This is a genomic window from Streptomyces sp. NBC_00178 (assembly GCF_036206005.1).
In the GTDB taxonomy this organism is placed as follows: Bacteria; Actinomycetota; Actinomycetes; order Streptomycetales; family Streptomycetaceae; genus Streptomyces.
Genome location: NZ_CP108143.1, coordinates 1,455,941 through 1,470,503 on the forward strand (window position 1 = coordinate 1,455,941; position 14,563 = coordinate 1,470,503).

The 14,563-nt window shown below is 69.4% G+C and carries 13 protein-coding genes and 1 pseudogene; 2 read left to right on the forward strand and 12 right to left on the reverse strand.

Annotation, left to right across the window (positions count from 1 at the left end):
- Positions 1–5 precede the first annotated feature (5 nt).
- The 3 genes from OHT61_RS06190 to OHT61_RS06200 form a co-directional block, all read right to left on the reverse strand.
- A complete protein-coding gene (locus OHT61_RS06190) occupies positions 6–941 on the reverse strand; it encodes an FKBP-type peptidyl-prolyl cis-trans isomerase (protein WP_329035755.1) in 936 nt (311 codons plus the stop codon).
- Positions 942–1,129: 188 nt separating this feature from the next.
- A complete protein-coding gene (gene pafA / locus OHT61_RS06195; protein ID WP_327120317.1) occupies positions 1,130–2,491 on the reverse strand; it encodes a Pup--protein ligase in 1,362 nt (453 codons plus the stop codon).
- 9 nt (positions 2,492–2,500) lie between these two features.
- A complete protein-coding gene (locus OHT61_RS06200; protein WP_329035757.1) occupies positions 2,501–3,760 on the reverse strand; it encodes an MFS transporter in 1,260 nt (419 codons plus the stop codon).
- A gap of 130 nt (positions 3,761–3,890) precedes the next feature.
- On the opposite strand from OHT61_RS06200, the gene OHT61_RS06205 reads away from it, so the two are divergent.
- Positions 3,891–4,919: a LacI family DNA-binding transcriptional regulator gene (locus OHT61_RS06205; RefSeq protein WP_329035759.1), complete on the forward strand. Its 1,029-nt coding sequence runs from the start codon at positions 3,891–3,893 to the stop codon at positions 4,917–4,919.
- Positions 4,920–4,979: 60 nt separating this feature from the next.
- On the opposite strand, the gene prcA is transcribed toward OHT61_RS06205, so the two are convergent.
- From prcA to arc, 6 genes and pseudogenes are all read right to left on the reverse strand, one after another.
- Positions 4,980–5,819, reverse strand: coding sequence for a proteasome subunit alpha (gene prcA / locus OHT61_RS06210; RefSeq protein ID WP_329035762.1), 840 nt, complete (start codon positions 5,817–5,819; stop codon positions 4,980–4,982).
- A gap of 56 nt (positions 5,820–5,875) precedes the next feature.
- Positions 5,876–6,721 (reverse strand): proteasome subunit beta, encoded by an 846-nt coding sequence (gene prcB / locus OHT61_RS06215; protein WP_329035765.1) that lies wholly within the window; start codon positions 6,719–6,721, stop codon positions 5,876–5,878.
- Positions 6,673–6,852, reverse strand: a pseudogene (locus tag OHT61_RS06220) (endonuclease domain-containing protein); the annotation flags it as partial. The gene prcB and the pseudogene OHT61_RS06220, both read right to left, overlap by 49 nt.
- A gap of 115 nt (positions 6,853–6,967) precedes the next feature.
- The gene (locus OHT61_RS06225; protein ID WP_329035767.1) at positions 6,968–7,186 is read right to left on the reverse strand and encodes a ubiquitin-like protein Pup; all 219 of its coding nucleotides are present in this window, start codon (positions 7,184–7,186) and stop codon (positions 6,968–6,970) included.
- A 120-nt stretch (positions 7,187–7,306) separates the two neighbouring features.
- Positions 7,307–8,818, reverse strand: coding sequence for a depupylase/deamidase Dop (gene dop, locus OHT61_RS06230; protein ID WP_329035770.1), 1,512 nt, complete (start codon positions 8,816–8,818; stop codon positions 7,307–7,309).
- Between the two features lie 227 nt (positions 8,819–9,045).
- The gene (gene arc, locus OHT61_RS06235; protein WP_329035772.1) at positions 9,046–10,812 is read right to left on the reverse strand and encodes a proteasome ATPase; all 1,767 of its coding nucleotides are present in this window, start codon (positions 10,810–10,812) and stop codon (positions 9,046–9,048) included.
- A gap of 241 nt (positions 10,813–11,053) precedes the next feature.
- On the opposite strand from arc, the gene OHT61_RS06240 reads away from it, so the two are divergent.
- Positions 11,054–11,365 (forward strand): ferredoxin, encoded by a 312-nt coding sequence (locus OHT61_RS06240; protein ID WP_327120301.1) that lies wholly within the window; start codon positions 11,054–11,056, stop codon positions 11,363–11,365.
- A 28-nt stretch (positions 11,366–11,393) separates the two neighbouring features.
- Here OHT61_RS06240 and OHT61_RS06245 read toward each other — a convergent pair whose 3' ends face one another.
- The 3 genes from OHT61_RS06245 to OHT61_RS06255 all read right to left on the reverse strand — a co-directional run bounded on the left by OHT61_RS06245 (position 11,394) and on the right by OHT61_RS06255 (position 14,397).
- Positions 11,394–11,990, reverse strand: a complete 597-nt coding sequence (locus tag OHT61_RS06245) for a hypothetical protein (protein WP_329043116.1) — start codon at positions 11,988–11,990, stop codon at positions 11,394–11,396.
- Between the two features lie 210 nt (positions 11,991–12,200).
- Complete coding sequence (locus tag OHT61_RS06250; RefSeq protein WP_329035776.1) at positions 12,201–13,109, reverse strand: tRNA (adenine-N1)-methyltransferase; 909 nt, start codon at positions 13,107–13,109, stop codon at positions 12,201–12,203.
- A gap of 43 nt (positions 13,110–13,152) precedes the next feature.
- Positions 13,153–14,397 carry a site-2 protease family protein gene (locus OHT61_RS06255; RefSeq protein ID WP_329043117.1) on the reverse strand — a complete coding sequence of 415 codons (1,245 nt, stop codon included), beginning with the start codon at positions 14,395–14,397 and terminating at the stop codon, positions 13,153–13,155.
- Between the last annotated feature and the right edge of the window lie 166 nt (positions 14,398–14,563).

The following is a 14,563-nucleotide window of genomic DNA, read 5'->3' on the forward strand; positions in this document are numbered from 1 at the left end:
CAGTCTTACATCTTTGCCAGGAGGTCCACGGCGAAGACGAGCGTGGACTTGGCGGGCACGGCCTGCTGTGCCTTGTCACCGAAACCCTGGTCCGGCGGGATGACCAGCAGGACACGGCTGCCGATCTTCTTGCCGACCAGACCGTCCTTCAGACCCTTGAGGGTGACCTGCGCCAGCGGGAACGTCTGGGTCTTGCCCGCCTCGTAGGTGTTGTCGAAGGGCTTGCTGCCCTTCCAGAGCAGACCGACGTAGTTCACGACGACGCTGTCGGTGTCCTTGATGACGTCGCCGTCGGACTCGAGGATGTAGTTCGAGACCAGCTTCTTGGGCGGGTCGCTCTTGGGGATCGTGACCGTCGGGGCCTTGCCGTCGGTCTTGGTGCCGACCTTGGGCAGGTCGATGTTGTCCTGGGCGACCGGGGTGCCCTTGGCGGAGGCGGGGATCTGCGTCGCCTTCACGATGTCCACGACGAAGACGAGGGTCGCGTTGGGCTTGATGTCGCCCTGCCCCTGGGCCCCGTAACCGAGGTCCGGCGGGATGACCAGCTCGACACGGCTGCCGACCTTCTGGCCGACGAGACCCTTGTCCCAGCCCTGGATGACCATGCCCGCGCCGAGCGTCAGGTCGAAGGGCTGCTTGCGGTCGAAGCTGTTGTCGAACGGCTTGGTGGAGTCCCAGGCCTGTCCGAGGTAGTTGACCTGGATCGCGTCGCCGTTCTTGAGCTTCGCGCCGTCACCCTCACTGATGACGTCGGTCTTCAGTTCCTTGGGGGGATCGCCCTCACCCTTCGCCAGAGTGGGCTTCTCGCCGAACTTGGCTCCCGCCGTGATCGCGGGAACACCCTTCTCGGTCGAGGCGGAGTCGGAGGCCTTGTCGTCGCCGCATGCCGCCGCGGACAGCAGCAGAAGGGGGACGACGAGAAGGCCGGCAAGTCGGCGCACTGGTTCCTCAGATCTCAGACGGCACGTGAGTGGTCCCCGACACTCTAAGGGCTGTCCCGCAATCCCCGGCGGGCGCGCGACGACACCTGCCGGGGATTGCGGAACGGCCCCCGGGCCGCGCGAGGGGCCCCGCACGAGGAACGTACGGGGCCCGATCACCTACGCGGGGCGGGAGTTCTCCGTCCCGGTCACATGCCCGCAATCAGCTTTTCCACCCTCTCGTCGACCGAGCGGAACGGGTCCTTGCACAGCACGGTGCGCTGCGCCTGGTCGTTGAGCTTGAGGTGGACCCAGTCGACGGTGAAATCCCGGCGCTGTTCCTGGGCCCGCCGGATGAAGTCACCGCGCAGGCGCGCCCTGGTGGTCTGCGGGGGCACCGACTTGCCCTCGAAGATCTTCATGTCGTTGCAGATGCGGGCGGCCTGCCCCTTTCGCTCCAGGAGGTAGTAGAGCCCGCGGCGGCGGTGGATGTCGTGGTAGGCGAGGTCTATCTGAGCGACCCTCGGATTCGACATCGTCATGTTGTGCTTCGCCCGGTAGCGCTCGATGAGCTTGTACTTCATGACCCAGTCGATCTCGGTGCCGATCCGGTCGAGGTCCTCGGCCTCGATGGCGTCCAGCGTGCGGCCCCACAGCTCGAGGACCTGGTCGACGTTGCCGGTGCGGATGCCGCGGCGCTCGACGAAGTCGACGGCCTTCTCATAGTACTCGCGCTGGACCTCGATGGCCGACGCCTCCCGGCCACTGGCCAGGCGCACCTTGCGCTGTCCCGTGATGTCGTGGCTGACCTCCCGGATCGCCCGGATCGGGTTCTCCAGGGTCAGGTCACGCATCACCGTGCCCGCCTCGATCATGCGGAGCACGAGGTCGGTGGCGCCGACCTTGAGGAGCATGGTCGTCTCGGACATGTTGGAGTCGCCGACGATGACGTGGAGGCGGCGGTACCGCTCCGCGTCGGCGTGCGGTTCGTCGCGGGTGTTGATGATCGGACGGGAGCGGGTCGTCGCTGAGCTGACGCCCTCCCAGATGTGCTCCGCCCGCTGGCTCACGCAGTACACGGCGCCGCGCGGCGTCTGCAGCACCTTGCCCGCACCGCAGATCAGCTGCCGGGTGACGAGGAACGGAATGAGGATGTCCGCGAGCCGGGAGAATTCCCCGTGCCGGGCGACGAGGTAGTTCTCGTGGCACCCGTAGGAGTTTCCAGCCGAGTCGGTGTTGTTCTTGAAGAGATAGACGTCGCCCGCGATTCCCTCCTCGTGCAGGCGGCGTTCGGCGTCGACGAGCAGGCCTTCGAGAATGCGTTCGCCTGCCTTGTCGTGCGTGACGAGTTCCGTCACGTTGTCGCATTCGGGTGTTGCGTATTCCGGATGCGATCCCACGTCGAGGTACAGGCGGGCGCCGTTCCGCAGGAAGACATTGCTGCTGCGGCCCCATGACACGACACGGCGGAAGAGGTAGCGCGCCACTTCGTCAGGTGACAGTCGGCGCTGTCCCCTGAACGTGCACGTGACGCCGTACTCGTTCTCCAGCCCGAAAATGCGGCGGTCCATGACTGAACATTACGCCTTATGGCCTGAGCTGAAACCGGGTTCGGCTGCACCGTTTCGATCATTTTCCGAACCGGCCACGACAGCGGGCGTACGCCCGGGAGCTGCGAGGACCCTTCCGGTGGCCAGCAGGACCAGCAGCGCCGCCACTCCACCGGCCCCCGCGACGGCGAAACTCCACGCCGTGCCGCCGAGCTCGGCGGCCGGGCCGGCGACCGCCGTTCCGGCTGCGGCGCCCACCCCGAAGGTCGTCACGAGCCAGGAGAACGCCTCGGTCACCGTGCCCCGAGGCGCGTGACGGTCCACCACGATGAACGAGCAGGCGATCGCCGGGGCCAGGAAGACCCCCGCCAGCGCGGACAGGGCGGTCATGGCGGCCACGCCGGGTGTGAGCGTCAACGGCAGGTAGCACAGGGCCAGGAGGGCGACGATGCCGCGCAGCCGCCGTTCGGGTGTCCCCGTCCACTGCCGCGCCCCGTACAGCACTCCGCCGATCAGCGCGCCGAGGCCGAGGGCGGCCATCAGCCAGCCGTACACGGACTCCCTGCCGTGGTCGTCGGCGTAGGAGACACCGGCCACCGTGATCGAGCCGAGGGCGAGTCCGACGAAGAAGAACGCGCTCAGCAGGGCGAGCAGACCGGGAGAGCGCAGGGCGCCCAGCCAGTGCGCCTCGCGGGGTGCGGAACGCCAGGTCCTGGAGGGTTCGGAGAGCACCACGGACAGCGCGCCGAGGACCCCGATGGCGTTGATGACGAGCAGTGCGGCGGCCGGCGACCAGAGCGAGACCAGGACCGTGACCAGGAGCGGCCCCACGGTGAACATGACCTCCTGCGCCACGGCGTCCATGGCGTACGCCCGGTGCACCCGGTCCTCGCCGCCCAGCACCGTCGGCCACAGGGCGCGCAGACCGCCCTCCAGCGGCGGCGTGAAGACACCGGCCACGACCACCGCCGCGTACGCCACCGGGAGGGACCCGAGACCGGCGAGGGCCAGCGCGGCCATGCCGAGGGCGGAGAGGAAGGCGGCGGGCAGCTGGACACGCGGCTGGCCGTGCAGGTCCACGGCCCGGCCCAGCAGCGGCTGCCCGACGGCGGTGGCGAGGCCGTACGCCGCGGCCAGGGCGCCCGCCAGCGTGTAGCTGCCGCCCTCCGCGCGGGTGAACAGCACGATCGCGATGTGGGCGGTGCCGTTCGGCAGCCTTCCCACCAGCGTTCCCGCCAGGAGCCGGGCGGCATGCCGCGCCCGGAGGATGTCCAGATATCCCGCGGCCATGTCCGCCCCTCTCCCCCGCCGGGCTTCACACCCTCGGGGTTTTACGTATAACGTCTGCGCTCATACGTACCATGTGGGCAGTTGCCGAGTCCATCCCAGGGCGTCCGGCCGGCACAGCACGGAGGCATGAGTGAGCAGCGCGCGGCAGCCCGCCCCGACCCGGCCCACCAGCCGTGACGTGGCCCGGGCCGCGGGTGTCTCCCAGGCGACGGTCTCCCTGGTCCTGGGCGGCAAGTGGCACGGGCGGGTGTCGGCGGCGACGGCCGACCGGGTGCGCGACAGCGCCCGGGAGCTGGGTTACCGGCCCAATCTGGCCGCCCGCAGTCTCCGGCTGGGCCGCACCCGCACCGCCCTCCTCGTCGTCCCCGCGCTCACCAACGAGTTCTTCGCCCGCGTCCACACCGGCGCGGCGGCCGTGGCGGCCGCGCACGACTTCGGCGTCGTCCTGTACCCCTCACCCGACGGCACCGGACCCGCCCGGGACCCCTTCGCCTCGGCCAGCGCGGCCCTCGACGGCGTGATCGCCTCGTCGATGGCCGCCGGTGCGCTCGGGGCACTGAGGACCGCCGGGCTGCCGCTCGTCATGCTGGACAGCGATCCCGACGACCTGGGCGCGGCGGCCCGGGTGAACCTCGACATAGCGAGCGGCATGCGTCAGGTGACGGACCATCTGCTGGGGCTGGGACACCGCAGGATCGTCCATCTGGCCTCCGCCGTGGACACCTGGACCTTCGAGGTGCGTGCCCGGGCCCTCGGCGACGCTGTGCGGGAGGTCCCCGGGGCGGTCCTGCGCACCGTCACCGCCCCGCTGGACGTGAGGGCCGGGCGTGAGGCCACCGAGGCCGTCCTGACGTCACCCGGTCCGCTTCCGACCGCCATCGTCTGTGACGACGACATCCTGGCCGCCGGTGCCTGCAAGGCGGTCCGCCGGCGGGGACTGCGGGTCCCCGACGACATCTCCGTGACCGGCTTCGACGACCTGGCGCTGGCCACCGCGGTCGAGCCGGAGCTCACCACCGTGCGCCTGCCCGCCGAACAGGTGGGACGGCGGGGCATGGAGGCGCTGCTGGCCGTCCTGGAGGAAAGGCCCGCGGACGACGGCGACCTTCCGGTCCACCTGGTGGTGCGCGGCTCGACCGCTCCCCCGCCGACGGCATGACGGTGCCCCGGGACGCGCGTCGCGTCCCGGGGCACCGGCCGGAGCTGTCGCGGCTGCGGCCTACTTCTTCGCGGACCCGCCCGTGCCCTCGGAGGGACCGTCGGTGTCCGTGTCCGTCCCCGGAGCGTCGGTCCCGGGAGCCGCGGGGCCGTCCGGTTCCTCCGTGTCCGACGGGGCGTCCGTCGGGGTGGCGCCGGCGGCGTCGGCGCCGAGGAGCCGGGCCAGCTGCCGCCCGACGATCCGCTTGAACTTGCGCTTCTGGGGCCTCGTGCGGTCCAGCACCGCGACCTCGAGCCGCTCGGCGGGGATCTCCCGCTCGTTGCCGTTGGCCTCGCGGGACAGCGCCTGCACGGCCAGCTTGAGCGCCTCGGCGAGCGACATGCCGTCGCGGTGACGCTGGTCCAGGAAGGTGCTGATCTGTTCCGCGTTGCCGCCGACCGCCACCGAGCCGTGCTCGTCCACGATCGATCCGTCGTGCGGGAGGCGGTAGATCTGGTCGCCCTCCGGCCCGGCGCCGACCTCGGCGACCACGAGCTCCACCTCGTACGGCTTCTCGGCCGCGCTGGAGAAGATCGTGCCGAGCGTCTGCGCGTAGACGTTGGCCAGCCCACGGGCCGTCACGTCGTCGCGGTCGTAGGTGTAGCCCCGCAGATCCGCGTAGCGCACACCACCGATCCGGAGGTTCTCGTACTCGTTGTACTTGCCGGCCGCGGCGAAGCCGATCCGGTCGTAGATCTCGCTGAACTTGTGCAGCGCGCGGGACGGGTTCTCGCCGACGAACACAATGCCGTCGGCGAACTGCAGCACTACCAGGCTGCGACCACGGGCGATGCCCTTCCGGGCGTATTCCGCCCGGTCGGCCATGGCCTGCTGAGGTGAGACATAGAACGGCGTCGACACCGGCTATCCGTCCCTTTCTGTCAGTGACGAGTGCATCGGAGGAGCATCAGGACCGGTCAGAGCAGCGCGGCACGCGGGCCGTCGGGCTGCTCCAGGCGGCGCTCCAGGATCGCGTGCGCGATCTCCGAGGATTCCGTGTCGTCCAGCCTGCGGAAGCCCTCATCGGTGATGACGGTGACGATCGGGTAGATCCGGCGCGCGACGTCCGGGCCGCCGGTCGCCGAGTCGTCGTCGGCCGCGTCGTACAGCGCCTGCACGACCAGGGTGAGCGTCTGCTCCTCCGTCAGGTCGTTGCGGTACAGCTTCTTCATCGAGCCACGGGCGAAGACGGAGCCGGATCCGGTGGCCGCGTACCCGTGCTCCTCCGAACGCCCGCCGGTGACGTCGTACGAGAAGATGCGGCCCTTCTCGCGGTCGATGTCGAAGCCCGCGAACAGCGGGACGACCGCGAGTCCCTGCATGGCCATCGCCAGGTTGCTGCGGATCATCGTGGAGAGCCGGTTGGCCTTGCCCTCCAGGGAGAGCGTGGCGCCCTCGACCTTCTCGAAGTGCTCCAGCTCCAGCTGGAACAGCTTGACCATCTCGACGGCGAGGCCGGCCGTGCCGGCGATGCCCACCGCCGAGTACTCGTCGGCCGGGAACACCTTCTCGATGTCGCGCTGCGCGATCATGTTGCCCATGGTCGCGCGCCGGTCACCGGCGAGCACCACGCCGCCGGGGAAGGTGGCCGCGACGATGGTGGTGCCGTGCGGCGCCTCGACGACCCCCTTCATGGGCGGCAGCTGCCGGTTCCCCGGAAGCATCCCGGGCGACTGGTCGGACAGGAAGTCCATGAACGAGGACGATCCCGGCGTCAGGAAGGCAGCTGGTAGACGCCCGGTGCTACGAGTGTTGGCTTCCACGCGTTTCCCTCCAGGTATGCGATGGCCCTGCGCAAGGAGTCAGGATCATCCCCCGACTTGCCGATGGCCGGATTGCAGGTGCGGCACGGTATGCCACGGACCCTACCCGCCCCGTGACGGTGATCAACATGATCCTGGATGCGGAAGCGGTTCCGCGGGGTGCCCGTGTGCGCGAGGGCACCCCGCGGAAAGCTCCGGCCGGCGGCGCGAGGCCGCCGATGGTCGTCCGGACGGGATCTCCGGCTGTTACTCGCCGCCCTTTTGGACGAACGAGCGTACGAAATCTTCGGCGTTGGACTCGAGCACGTCGTCGATCTCGTCGAGGACGTCGTCGACGTCGTCGCTGAGCTTCTCCTGACGCTCCGCGAGGTCCTCGGAGGCCTGCGCGTCCTGCGCCTGCTCCTCGGCCTCCTCGTTGGTGCGCGTCGCCTTCTGCTGTCCGCCGCCGGTGTCCTTGGTCGCCATGTAGCTCACCCCGCTCGGTTCGAAGCACTTGATCAGACCCTACATACGGGGTCCGACATTGGCCCGGTACTTTCCTCAACGTCCGGAGGTCATCTCATTGATTCCCAGCCGGAGCGCCTTTCAGGCCCCCGTCAGCGTCCGGACCAGCTCTTCCGCCGTGCGGCAGCGGTCCAAAAGCGCCTCGACATGACTGCGTGTACCGCGCAGGGGTTCCATGGTGGGCACCCGCTGCAGCGAGTCGCGGTCGGGCAGGTCGAAGATGACCGAGTCCCAGGAGGCCGCGGCGACGTCGTCCGCGTACTGCTCCAGGCAGCGGCCCCGGAAATAGGCCCGGGTGTCCTCCGGCGGCTTCGTACGGGCCCGCTCGACGTCGCTCTCGTCCAGCAGCCGCTTGATCTTCCCCCGGGCCGCCAGACGGTTGTACAGGCCCTTGTCGGCCCGCACGTCGGCGTACTGGAGGTCCACCAGGTGCAGGCGCGGGGCGTCCCAGTCCAGACCGTCCCGGCGGCGGTAGCCCTCCATGAGCTCCCGCTTGGCGATCCAGTCCAGCTCGCCCGACAGGCTCATCGGATCGTTCTCCAGGCGGTTCAGGGTGTCCTCCCAGCGGGCCAGGACGTCCTTGGTCTGCTCGTCGGCGTCCGCGCCGTACCGCTCCTCGACGTATTTGCGGCCCAGCTCGAAGTACTCCATCTGGAGCTGCACGGCGGTCAGTGTCCGGCCGCTGCGGAGGGTGACGAGCTGCTTCAGCGTGGGGTCGTGCGAGACCTGGTGCAGGGTGCGGACCGGCTGGTCGACCGCCAGGTCGACGTTGATGAAACCGTCCTCGATCATGGCCAGGACCAGGGAGGTCGTGCCGAGCTTGAGGTAGGTGGAGATCTCCGAGAGGTTGGCGTCACCGATGATCACGTGGAGCCTGCGGTACTTCTCGGCGTCCGAGTGCGGTTCGTCGCGGGTGTTGATGATGGGGCGCTTGAGCGTGGTCTCGAGGCCGACCTCGACCTCGAAGTAGTCGGCGCGCTGGCTGATCTGGAAGCCGTGCTCGTGCCCGTCCTGCCCGATGCCGACCCGGCCCGCGCCGGTGACGACCTGGCGGGAGACGAAGAACGGCGTCAGGTGGCGCACGATGTCCGAGAAGGGGGTCTCCCGCTTCATCAGGTAGTTCTCGTGCGTGCCGTAGGACGCGCCCTTGTTGTCGGTGTTGTTCTTGTACAGGTGGATCGGCTGGGCCCCGGGGATCGCGGCGGCCCGCTCCGCCGCCTCCGCCATGACCCGCTCGCCGGCCTTGTCCCAGAGCACCGCGTCCAGCGGATTGGTGATCTCGGGCGAGCTGTATTCGGGATGCGCGTGGTCGACGTACAGCCGCGCACCGTTGGTGAGGATGACATTGGCCAGGCCGATGTCCTCGTCGGTGAGCTGGCTGGAGTCTGCGGTCTCGCGGGCGAGGTCGAAGCCTCGCGCGTCGCGCAGCGGATTCTCCTCCTCGAAGTCCCAGCGGGCGCGGCGCGCCCGGTGCATCGCCGCCGCGTAGGCGTTGACGATCTGGGACGAGGTGAGCATGGCATTGGCGTTGGGTTGGCCGGGAACGGAGATCCCGTATTCCGTCTCGATGCCCATTACTCGCCGTACGGTCATGCGGCCCTCCTTGCCCGGCGGCGCCCCCCTGCGGAAGCGGCGCTCAAGTACCGCTGCTGGTCCGCGGTGCCCGTCCCCGCACTGCGCGACTCGGCGGTACGGCAGAGCCTAGAGCGCCTCTGCGCCGGTGGGGAGATCAATTGCGTCATTGTTCGGGTGTGGCCGGACCTGCCGGGAAAACGGCCGGCTGCGGATGCCCTGCCGGGCACCCGCAGCCGGTCTGCGTTTTACAGGTACTGTCCGGTATTTGCCACCGTGTCGATGGAACGACCGGTGTCTGCGCCCTGCTTTCCGGTGACGAGAGTGCGGATGAAGACGATCCGCTCTCCCTTCTTTCCGGAAATCCTGGCCCAGTCGTCCGGGTTGGTCGTGTTGGGCAGGTCCTCGTTCTCCTTGAACTCGTCCACGCACGCCTGGAGGAGATGGGAGACGCGCAGGCCCTTCTGGCCCTGCTCGAGGAATGCCTTGATGGCCATCTTCTTCGCCCGGTCGACGATGTTCTGGATCATCGCTCCGGAGTTGAAGTCCTTGAAGTACAGGACTTCCTTGTCGCCGTTCGCGTACGTGACCTCGAGGAAGCGGTTCTCCTCGGATTCCGTGTACATCCGCTCCACGACGGACTGGATCATCGCGTGGGCGGCCGCCTCCTTCGATCCCGTGTGCTCGGCCAGGTCGTCCGAGTGCAGCGGGAGCGAGGGGGTGAGGTACTTCGCGAAGATGTCCTTCGCCGCCTCGGCGTCCGGACGCTCGATCTTGATCTTCACGTCGAGACGGCCGGGCCGCAGGATCGCGGGGTCGATCATGTCCTCACGGTTGGAGGCGCCGATGACGATGACGTTCTCCAGCCCTTCCACACCGTCGATCTCGGCGAGCAGCTGCGGGACGATGGTGTTCTCCACGTCCGAGCTGACACCGGAACCACGGGTGCGGAAGAGGGATTCCATCTCGTCGAAGAAGACGATGACGGGGGTGCCCTCGCTCGCCTTCTCCCGGGCACGCTGGAAGACGAGGCGGATGTGCCGCTCGGTCTCGCCGACGTACTTGTTGAGGAGCTCGGGGCCCTTGATGTTGAGGAAGTAGCTCTTCCCCGCGGGCTGTCCGGTCACCTCGGCGACCTTCTTGGCCAGCGAGTTGGCGACGGCCTTGGCGATGAGCGTCTTGCCGCAGCCGGGAGGACCGTAGAGCAGGATGCCCTTAGGCGGACGCAGTTCGTGTTCCTTGAAGAGGTCCGGGTGGAGGTACGGGAGCTCGACCGCGTCCCTGATCAGTTCGATCTGGTCGCCCAGGCCGCCGATCTTCTCGTAGTCGATGTCCGGTACCTCTTCGAGGACGAGTTCCTCGACCTCGCTCTTGGGCACCACTTCGTAGACGTAGCCGGACCTGGGCTCGAGCAGCAGGGCGTCTCCGGGGCGGATGGTGATGTCCAGCAGAGGCTCGGCGAGCCTCACCACCCGCTCCTCGTCGGTGTGCCCGACGACCAGGGCGCGCTCGCCGTCCTCGAGGATCTCCTTGAGGGTGACGATGTCCCCGGCCCGCTCGAATTCCATGGCCTCGACCACGTTGAGCGCTTCGTTGAGCATGACCTCCTGGCCTCGCCGGAGGCCTTCGAGCTCGACGCTCGGGCTCACGTTCACCCGGAGCTTGCGGCCCCCGGTGAAGATGTCGCAGGTGTCGTCCTCGTTGGCCTGCAGGAAGACACCGAAGCCTGCCGGTGGCTGGGCCAGCCGGTCGACCTCCTCCTTGAGGGCCACGATCTGGTCGCGGGCCTCGCGGAGCGTGTTGGCGAGCCGCTCGTTCTGCGCGGACACGCCGGCCAGACTGGTCTGCAACTCGACGATCCGCTCTTCGAGAATCCTCGTATGACGCGGAGAGTCGGCGAGCTTACGTCGCAGGACGGCGATTTCCTGCTCGAGAAAGGCAACCTGCCCGGCTGGGTCTTCCGACCCTCGCCCGGGCCGGATGCCGCGGTTGATGTCGTCGTCGTGGGCTGCCACGGTCCTCACCTCCTCCAAGGGGAGCTGGACGCTTCCTGACCCTACCTGGGTGGGTGATGATTGAAACCCCTAGATCACAAAGACCCGGGTGTCTGTCCGATCTTCACCCTTGCGCTCTCCCTCACGCCAGAGGAATACCCACCCTTCGGCACCGGAAAGCAGCCGGTTGTATCGTCGAAGTGTTCAACACCCGTCAGGGCTGGCTTCAATTGGTGCAGATACGCAGGGAACGGCAGGACACATGACCGTGCAGCAGGACGCTCCGGGAGACACCGGGACCCAGGACCTCGAGGTCTGGATCGACCAGGACCTCTGTACGGGCGACGGCATCTGCGTGCAGTACGCACCCGAGGTGTTCGAGCTGGACATCGACGGTCTGGCGTACGTCAAGAGCCCCGAGGACGAGCTGCTCCAGGACAAGGGGGCCACCACACCGGTGCCGCTGCCCCTGCTCCAGGACGTGGTGGATTCGGCGAAGGAGTGCCCCGGCGACTGCATTCATGTACGTCGCGTATCGGACAACGTGGAAGTCTTCGGGCCGGACGCCGAGTGAGGGCTCAGGCCGGACGCGGACCGACGGCTCAGGCCTGGCGCGCGCTGCCGCCGGCGGGAGCGGAGGACCTGACGAAGGCGTTGCCCTCCCACCGCCAGGAGGCACGCTCCTGCTCGTCGGGGCAGCAGCGCGGCACGTCGGCCGACGAGTAGCCGAGCAGGTCCGCCGAGATCCGGCCGTCGCGTACGGCGAGGCCGGTGACCGTCAGCTTCTGGGCGGGGTCCACGAGGGTCGCCACAACCCTGGGTGCGGCCCCGATCCGCCGTGTGACGACGTAGACGCCGCTGGGAGGGGTGCCGGATCCCGCCGCGCAGTGGACGACCGCGACCGTCTCGGGGCCGCCGTCCCCGTCGAGGTCACCGGGGGCGCTGTCCGCCACGGTCTGTCCCGCGCCGGCGCAGTCGAGGGGGAAGGTCACGCCGGCCGGATCGGGTGCCTCGGCGACGGGGGCACTCTCGTGGCGGGTGGTCACGCCGTGCTCGGAAGCCGAGGCCGTGGCAGTGGCCGCGTCGGGCTGGAGCAGCCCCGCGAGGGCGATCACGCCCGCCATCGCCGTGGCCGTGGCGAGCCAGTGCACCGCCCTGGCGTCGGTGTGCGCGAGGTCCGGGAGCGCGGAGGTCTGCACGCGGTATGTCTCCATGTGGTTCCTGGAAGCCTGTAGAGGCGGTGCCGAGCGGACCTCGGCGGGCGGGGGGTGGCCAGCATCGTGCCACACCTCACACCGCGGCGGAACGGCGGGGTCCGACCGAACGGTCTCCACAGACGAAAAGGCGCCGCCGCCGGCCCCCGGATCGGTCCGGGGAACTCAGCGGCGGCGCCTGTGCGTTACGGGAGGTCAGTCGCGGTCCGCGCTGCCGCTCCGGGCGCCGGGACCGTCGTAGTCCTCGCCGTAGGCGCCCTTGGAGGGGCGTCGGCGGCGCAGCGGCGGCTCGACGCCGTCCGCGAGCCGGCGGGCGGTGACGAGGAAGCCGGTGTGGCCGATCATGCGGTGGTCCGGCCGGACGGCCAGACCCTCGACGTGCCAGTTGCGGATCATCGACTCCCACGGCTGCGGTTCGGCGAAGCAGCCGATCTCGCGGAGGGATTCGACGGTCCGCGACAGCTGGGTCGTGGTCGCGACGTACGCGCAGAGGATGCCGCCGGGCACCAGGGCCTTGGAGACGGCCTCGAGGCACTCCCAGGGGGCGAGCATGTCCAGGACGACACGGTCGACGTCGGTGTCCGACAGGTTGTCCTGGAGGTCTCCGACGGTGAGCTCCCAGGCGGGGTGCGGGGAGCCGAAGTAGCGCTCCACGTTCTGCCGGGCGATGTCGGCGAAGTCCTCGCGGCGCTCGTAGGAGTGCAGCATGCCCTGCTCACCGATGGCGCGCAGCAGGAAGGTGCTGAGCGCTCCGGAGCCCACTCCCGCCTCCACGACGCGTGCGCCGGGGAAGATGTCGGCGAAGGCCAGGATCTGACCCGCGTCCTTGGGGTAGACCACGGCGGCACCGCGGGGCATGGACAGGACGTAGTCGGGGAGCAGGGGGCGCAGCGCGAGGTAGGCGACGTTTCCCGTGGTTCGGACAACACTGCCCTCGGGAGCACCGATCAGCTCGTCGTGGGAGAAAGAACCCTTGTGGGTGTGGAAGTTCTTTCCGGCCTCGAGCGTGAAGGTGTAGTGGCGTCCCTTGGGGTCGGTGAGCTGGACCTGGTCCCCGACTTTGAATGGGCCGCGACGGCGGGCGGCACCGGTCGGTTCGGACATGCGGCCAGCCTACCCGTATTTCGGGGGCCGTCTTCCGGGGGCCTCAGGCCGAGGGGCGGGCCATGGCCTTGACGAACGCGCGCTCCACGTCGGCGGTCGACAGGACGCCGTAGATCTCGCCGGTCTCCTCCATCACCAGGTACTCGGTGGCGGGTGTGGCCTTGAGCCGGTCCAGGAGGGCTTCGCCGGCGAGCTCGGCGGGGACCTTCATGCCGTCGGTGAGGTCCTGGGCGAGGCCGCTGACGGGCACCCAGGGCCGGCGGTGCTCGGGGACTCCTGCGATGGCCGCTTCCCGCACGACGCCCTTGGGGCTGCCCTGTCCGTCGACGACGACCAGGGCGCGGGCGCCGGCCTCGTTGGCGCGGCGGAGCGCCTCGGACAGCGGGGTGGCCGACTCGACGGGGACCGCGCGCCGGGTGAGGGTGCGGGCCCTCAGGTCGGGGAGGTGCTCCCGCAGACGGGCCATGCGCAGGCTGTTCCCGGCGCCGGTCCAGATGATGCCGGCCAGAATCGCGGCGAGCAGCGCGTCGGTGACCGTCTCCACGCCGCCGATGTCGCTGGAGGCGTTGCCGAGGGCCCCGGTGTGGGTGAGCAGGGGGAGGCCGATCAGGACCGTGACGGCGAGCCCCCTGCCGACCCATGCCGCGGCGACGGTGCCGCTCATGGGCTTGCCGGTGATCTTCCACACGACGGCGCGGAGCATCCGGCCGCCGTCCAGGGGCAGGCCGGGCAGCAGGTTGAAGGCGGCGACGATGAGGTTGGAGATCATCAGCCCGGCGAGGAGGACGCCGGGAACCGTGCCGGCCTCGACGAACTGGAGCGGGATGTAGAAGATCCCGGCGAGGACGAGGGAGAGCAGGGGCCCCACGAAGGCGAGGACGAACTCGCGTCCCGGGGTCTCGGACTCCTTCTCGATCTCGGAGACGCCCCCGAAGAACTGGAGCTGGATGCGTCGGACCGGCAGCTTGTAGCGCAGGGCGGCGACGGTGTGGGCGAGCTCGTGGACGAGGACGGAGGCGTAGAAGGCGATCGCGAAGAAGAGCGCGACCAGGTAGCGGGCTCCGCCCAGTCCGGGCAGGACGCGGTCGAGCTGGCCGCCGAACACCCACGTGATCAGCGCCGCGACGACGAACCAGCTGGGGGCCACGTACACGGGCACCCCGAAGGGACGGCCCATGAGGAGGCCGCCGCCGGGGTCGGCCGGACGGCGCGGTTTGCCCTTGCCGGTGCCGGGGTCCTCGCCCCCTGCGCCGGGCTGCGGGCGCCCGCTGTCGCCGCTCTCGTCCACGGGATCCCTCCGGTCGGTGGCTGCTGCCACGGTCGTGCTGTGCGCGAGCTCTGTGGTCGATGGTATGCCGGTGGCTGTCGGTGGCGGGCCGTAGGGTCTGCGACATGACGTCCGTACCGCGCCCGCCCTCGCCACCTTCGTCCCTGTCGCCGTCGCGCGCGAGCGA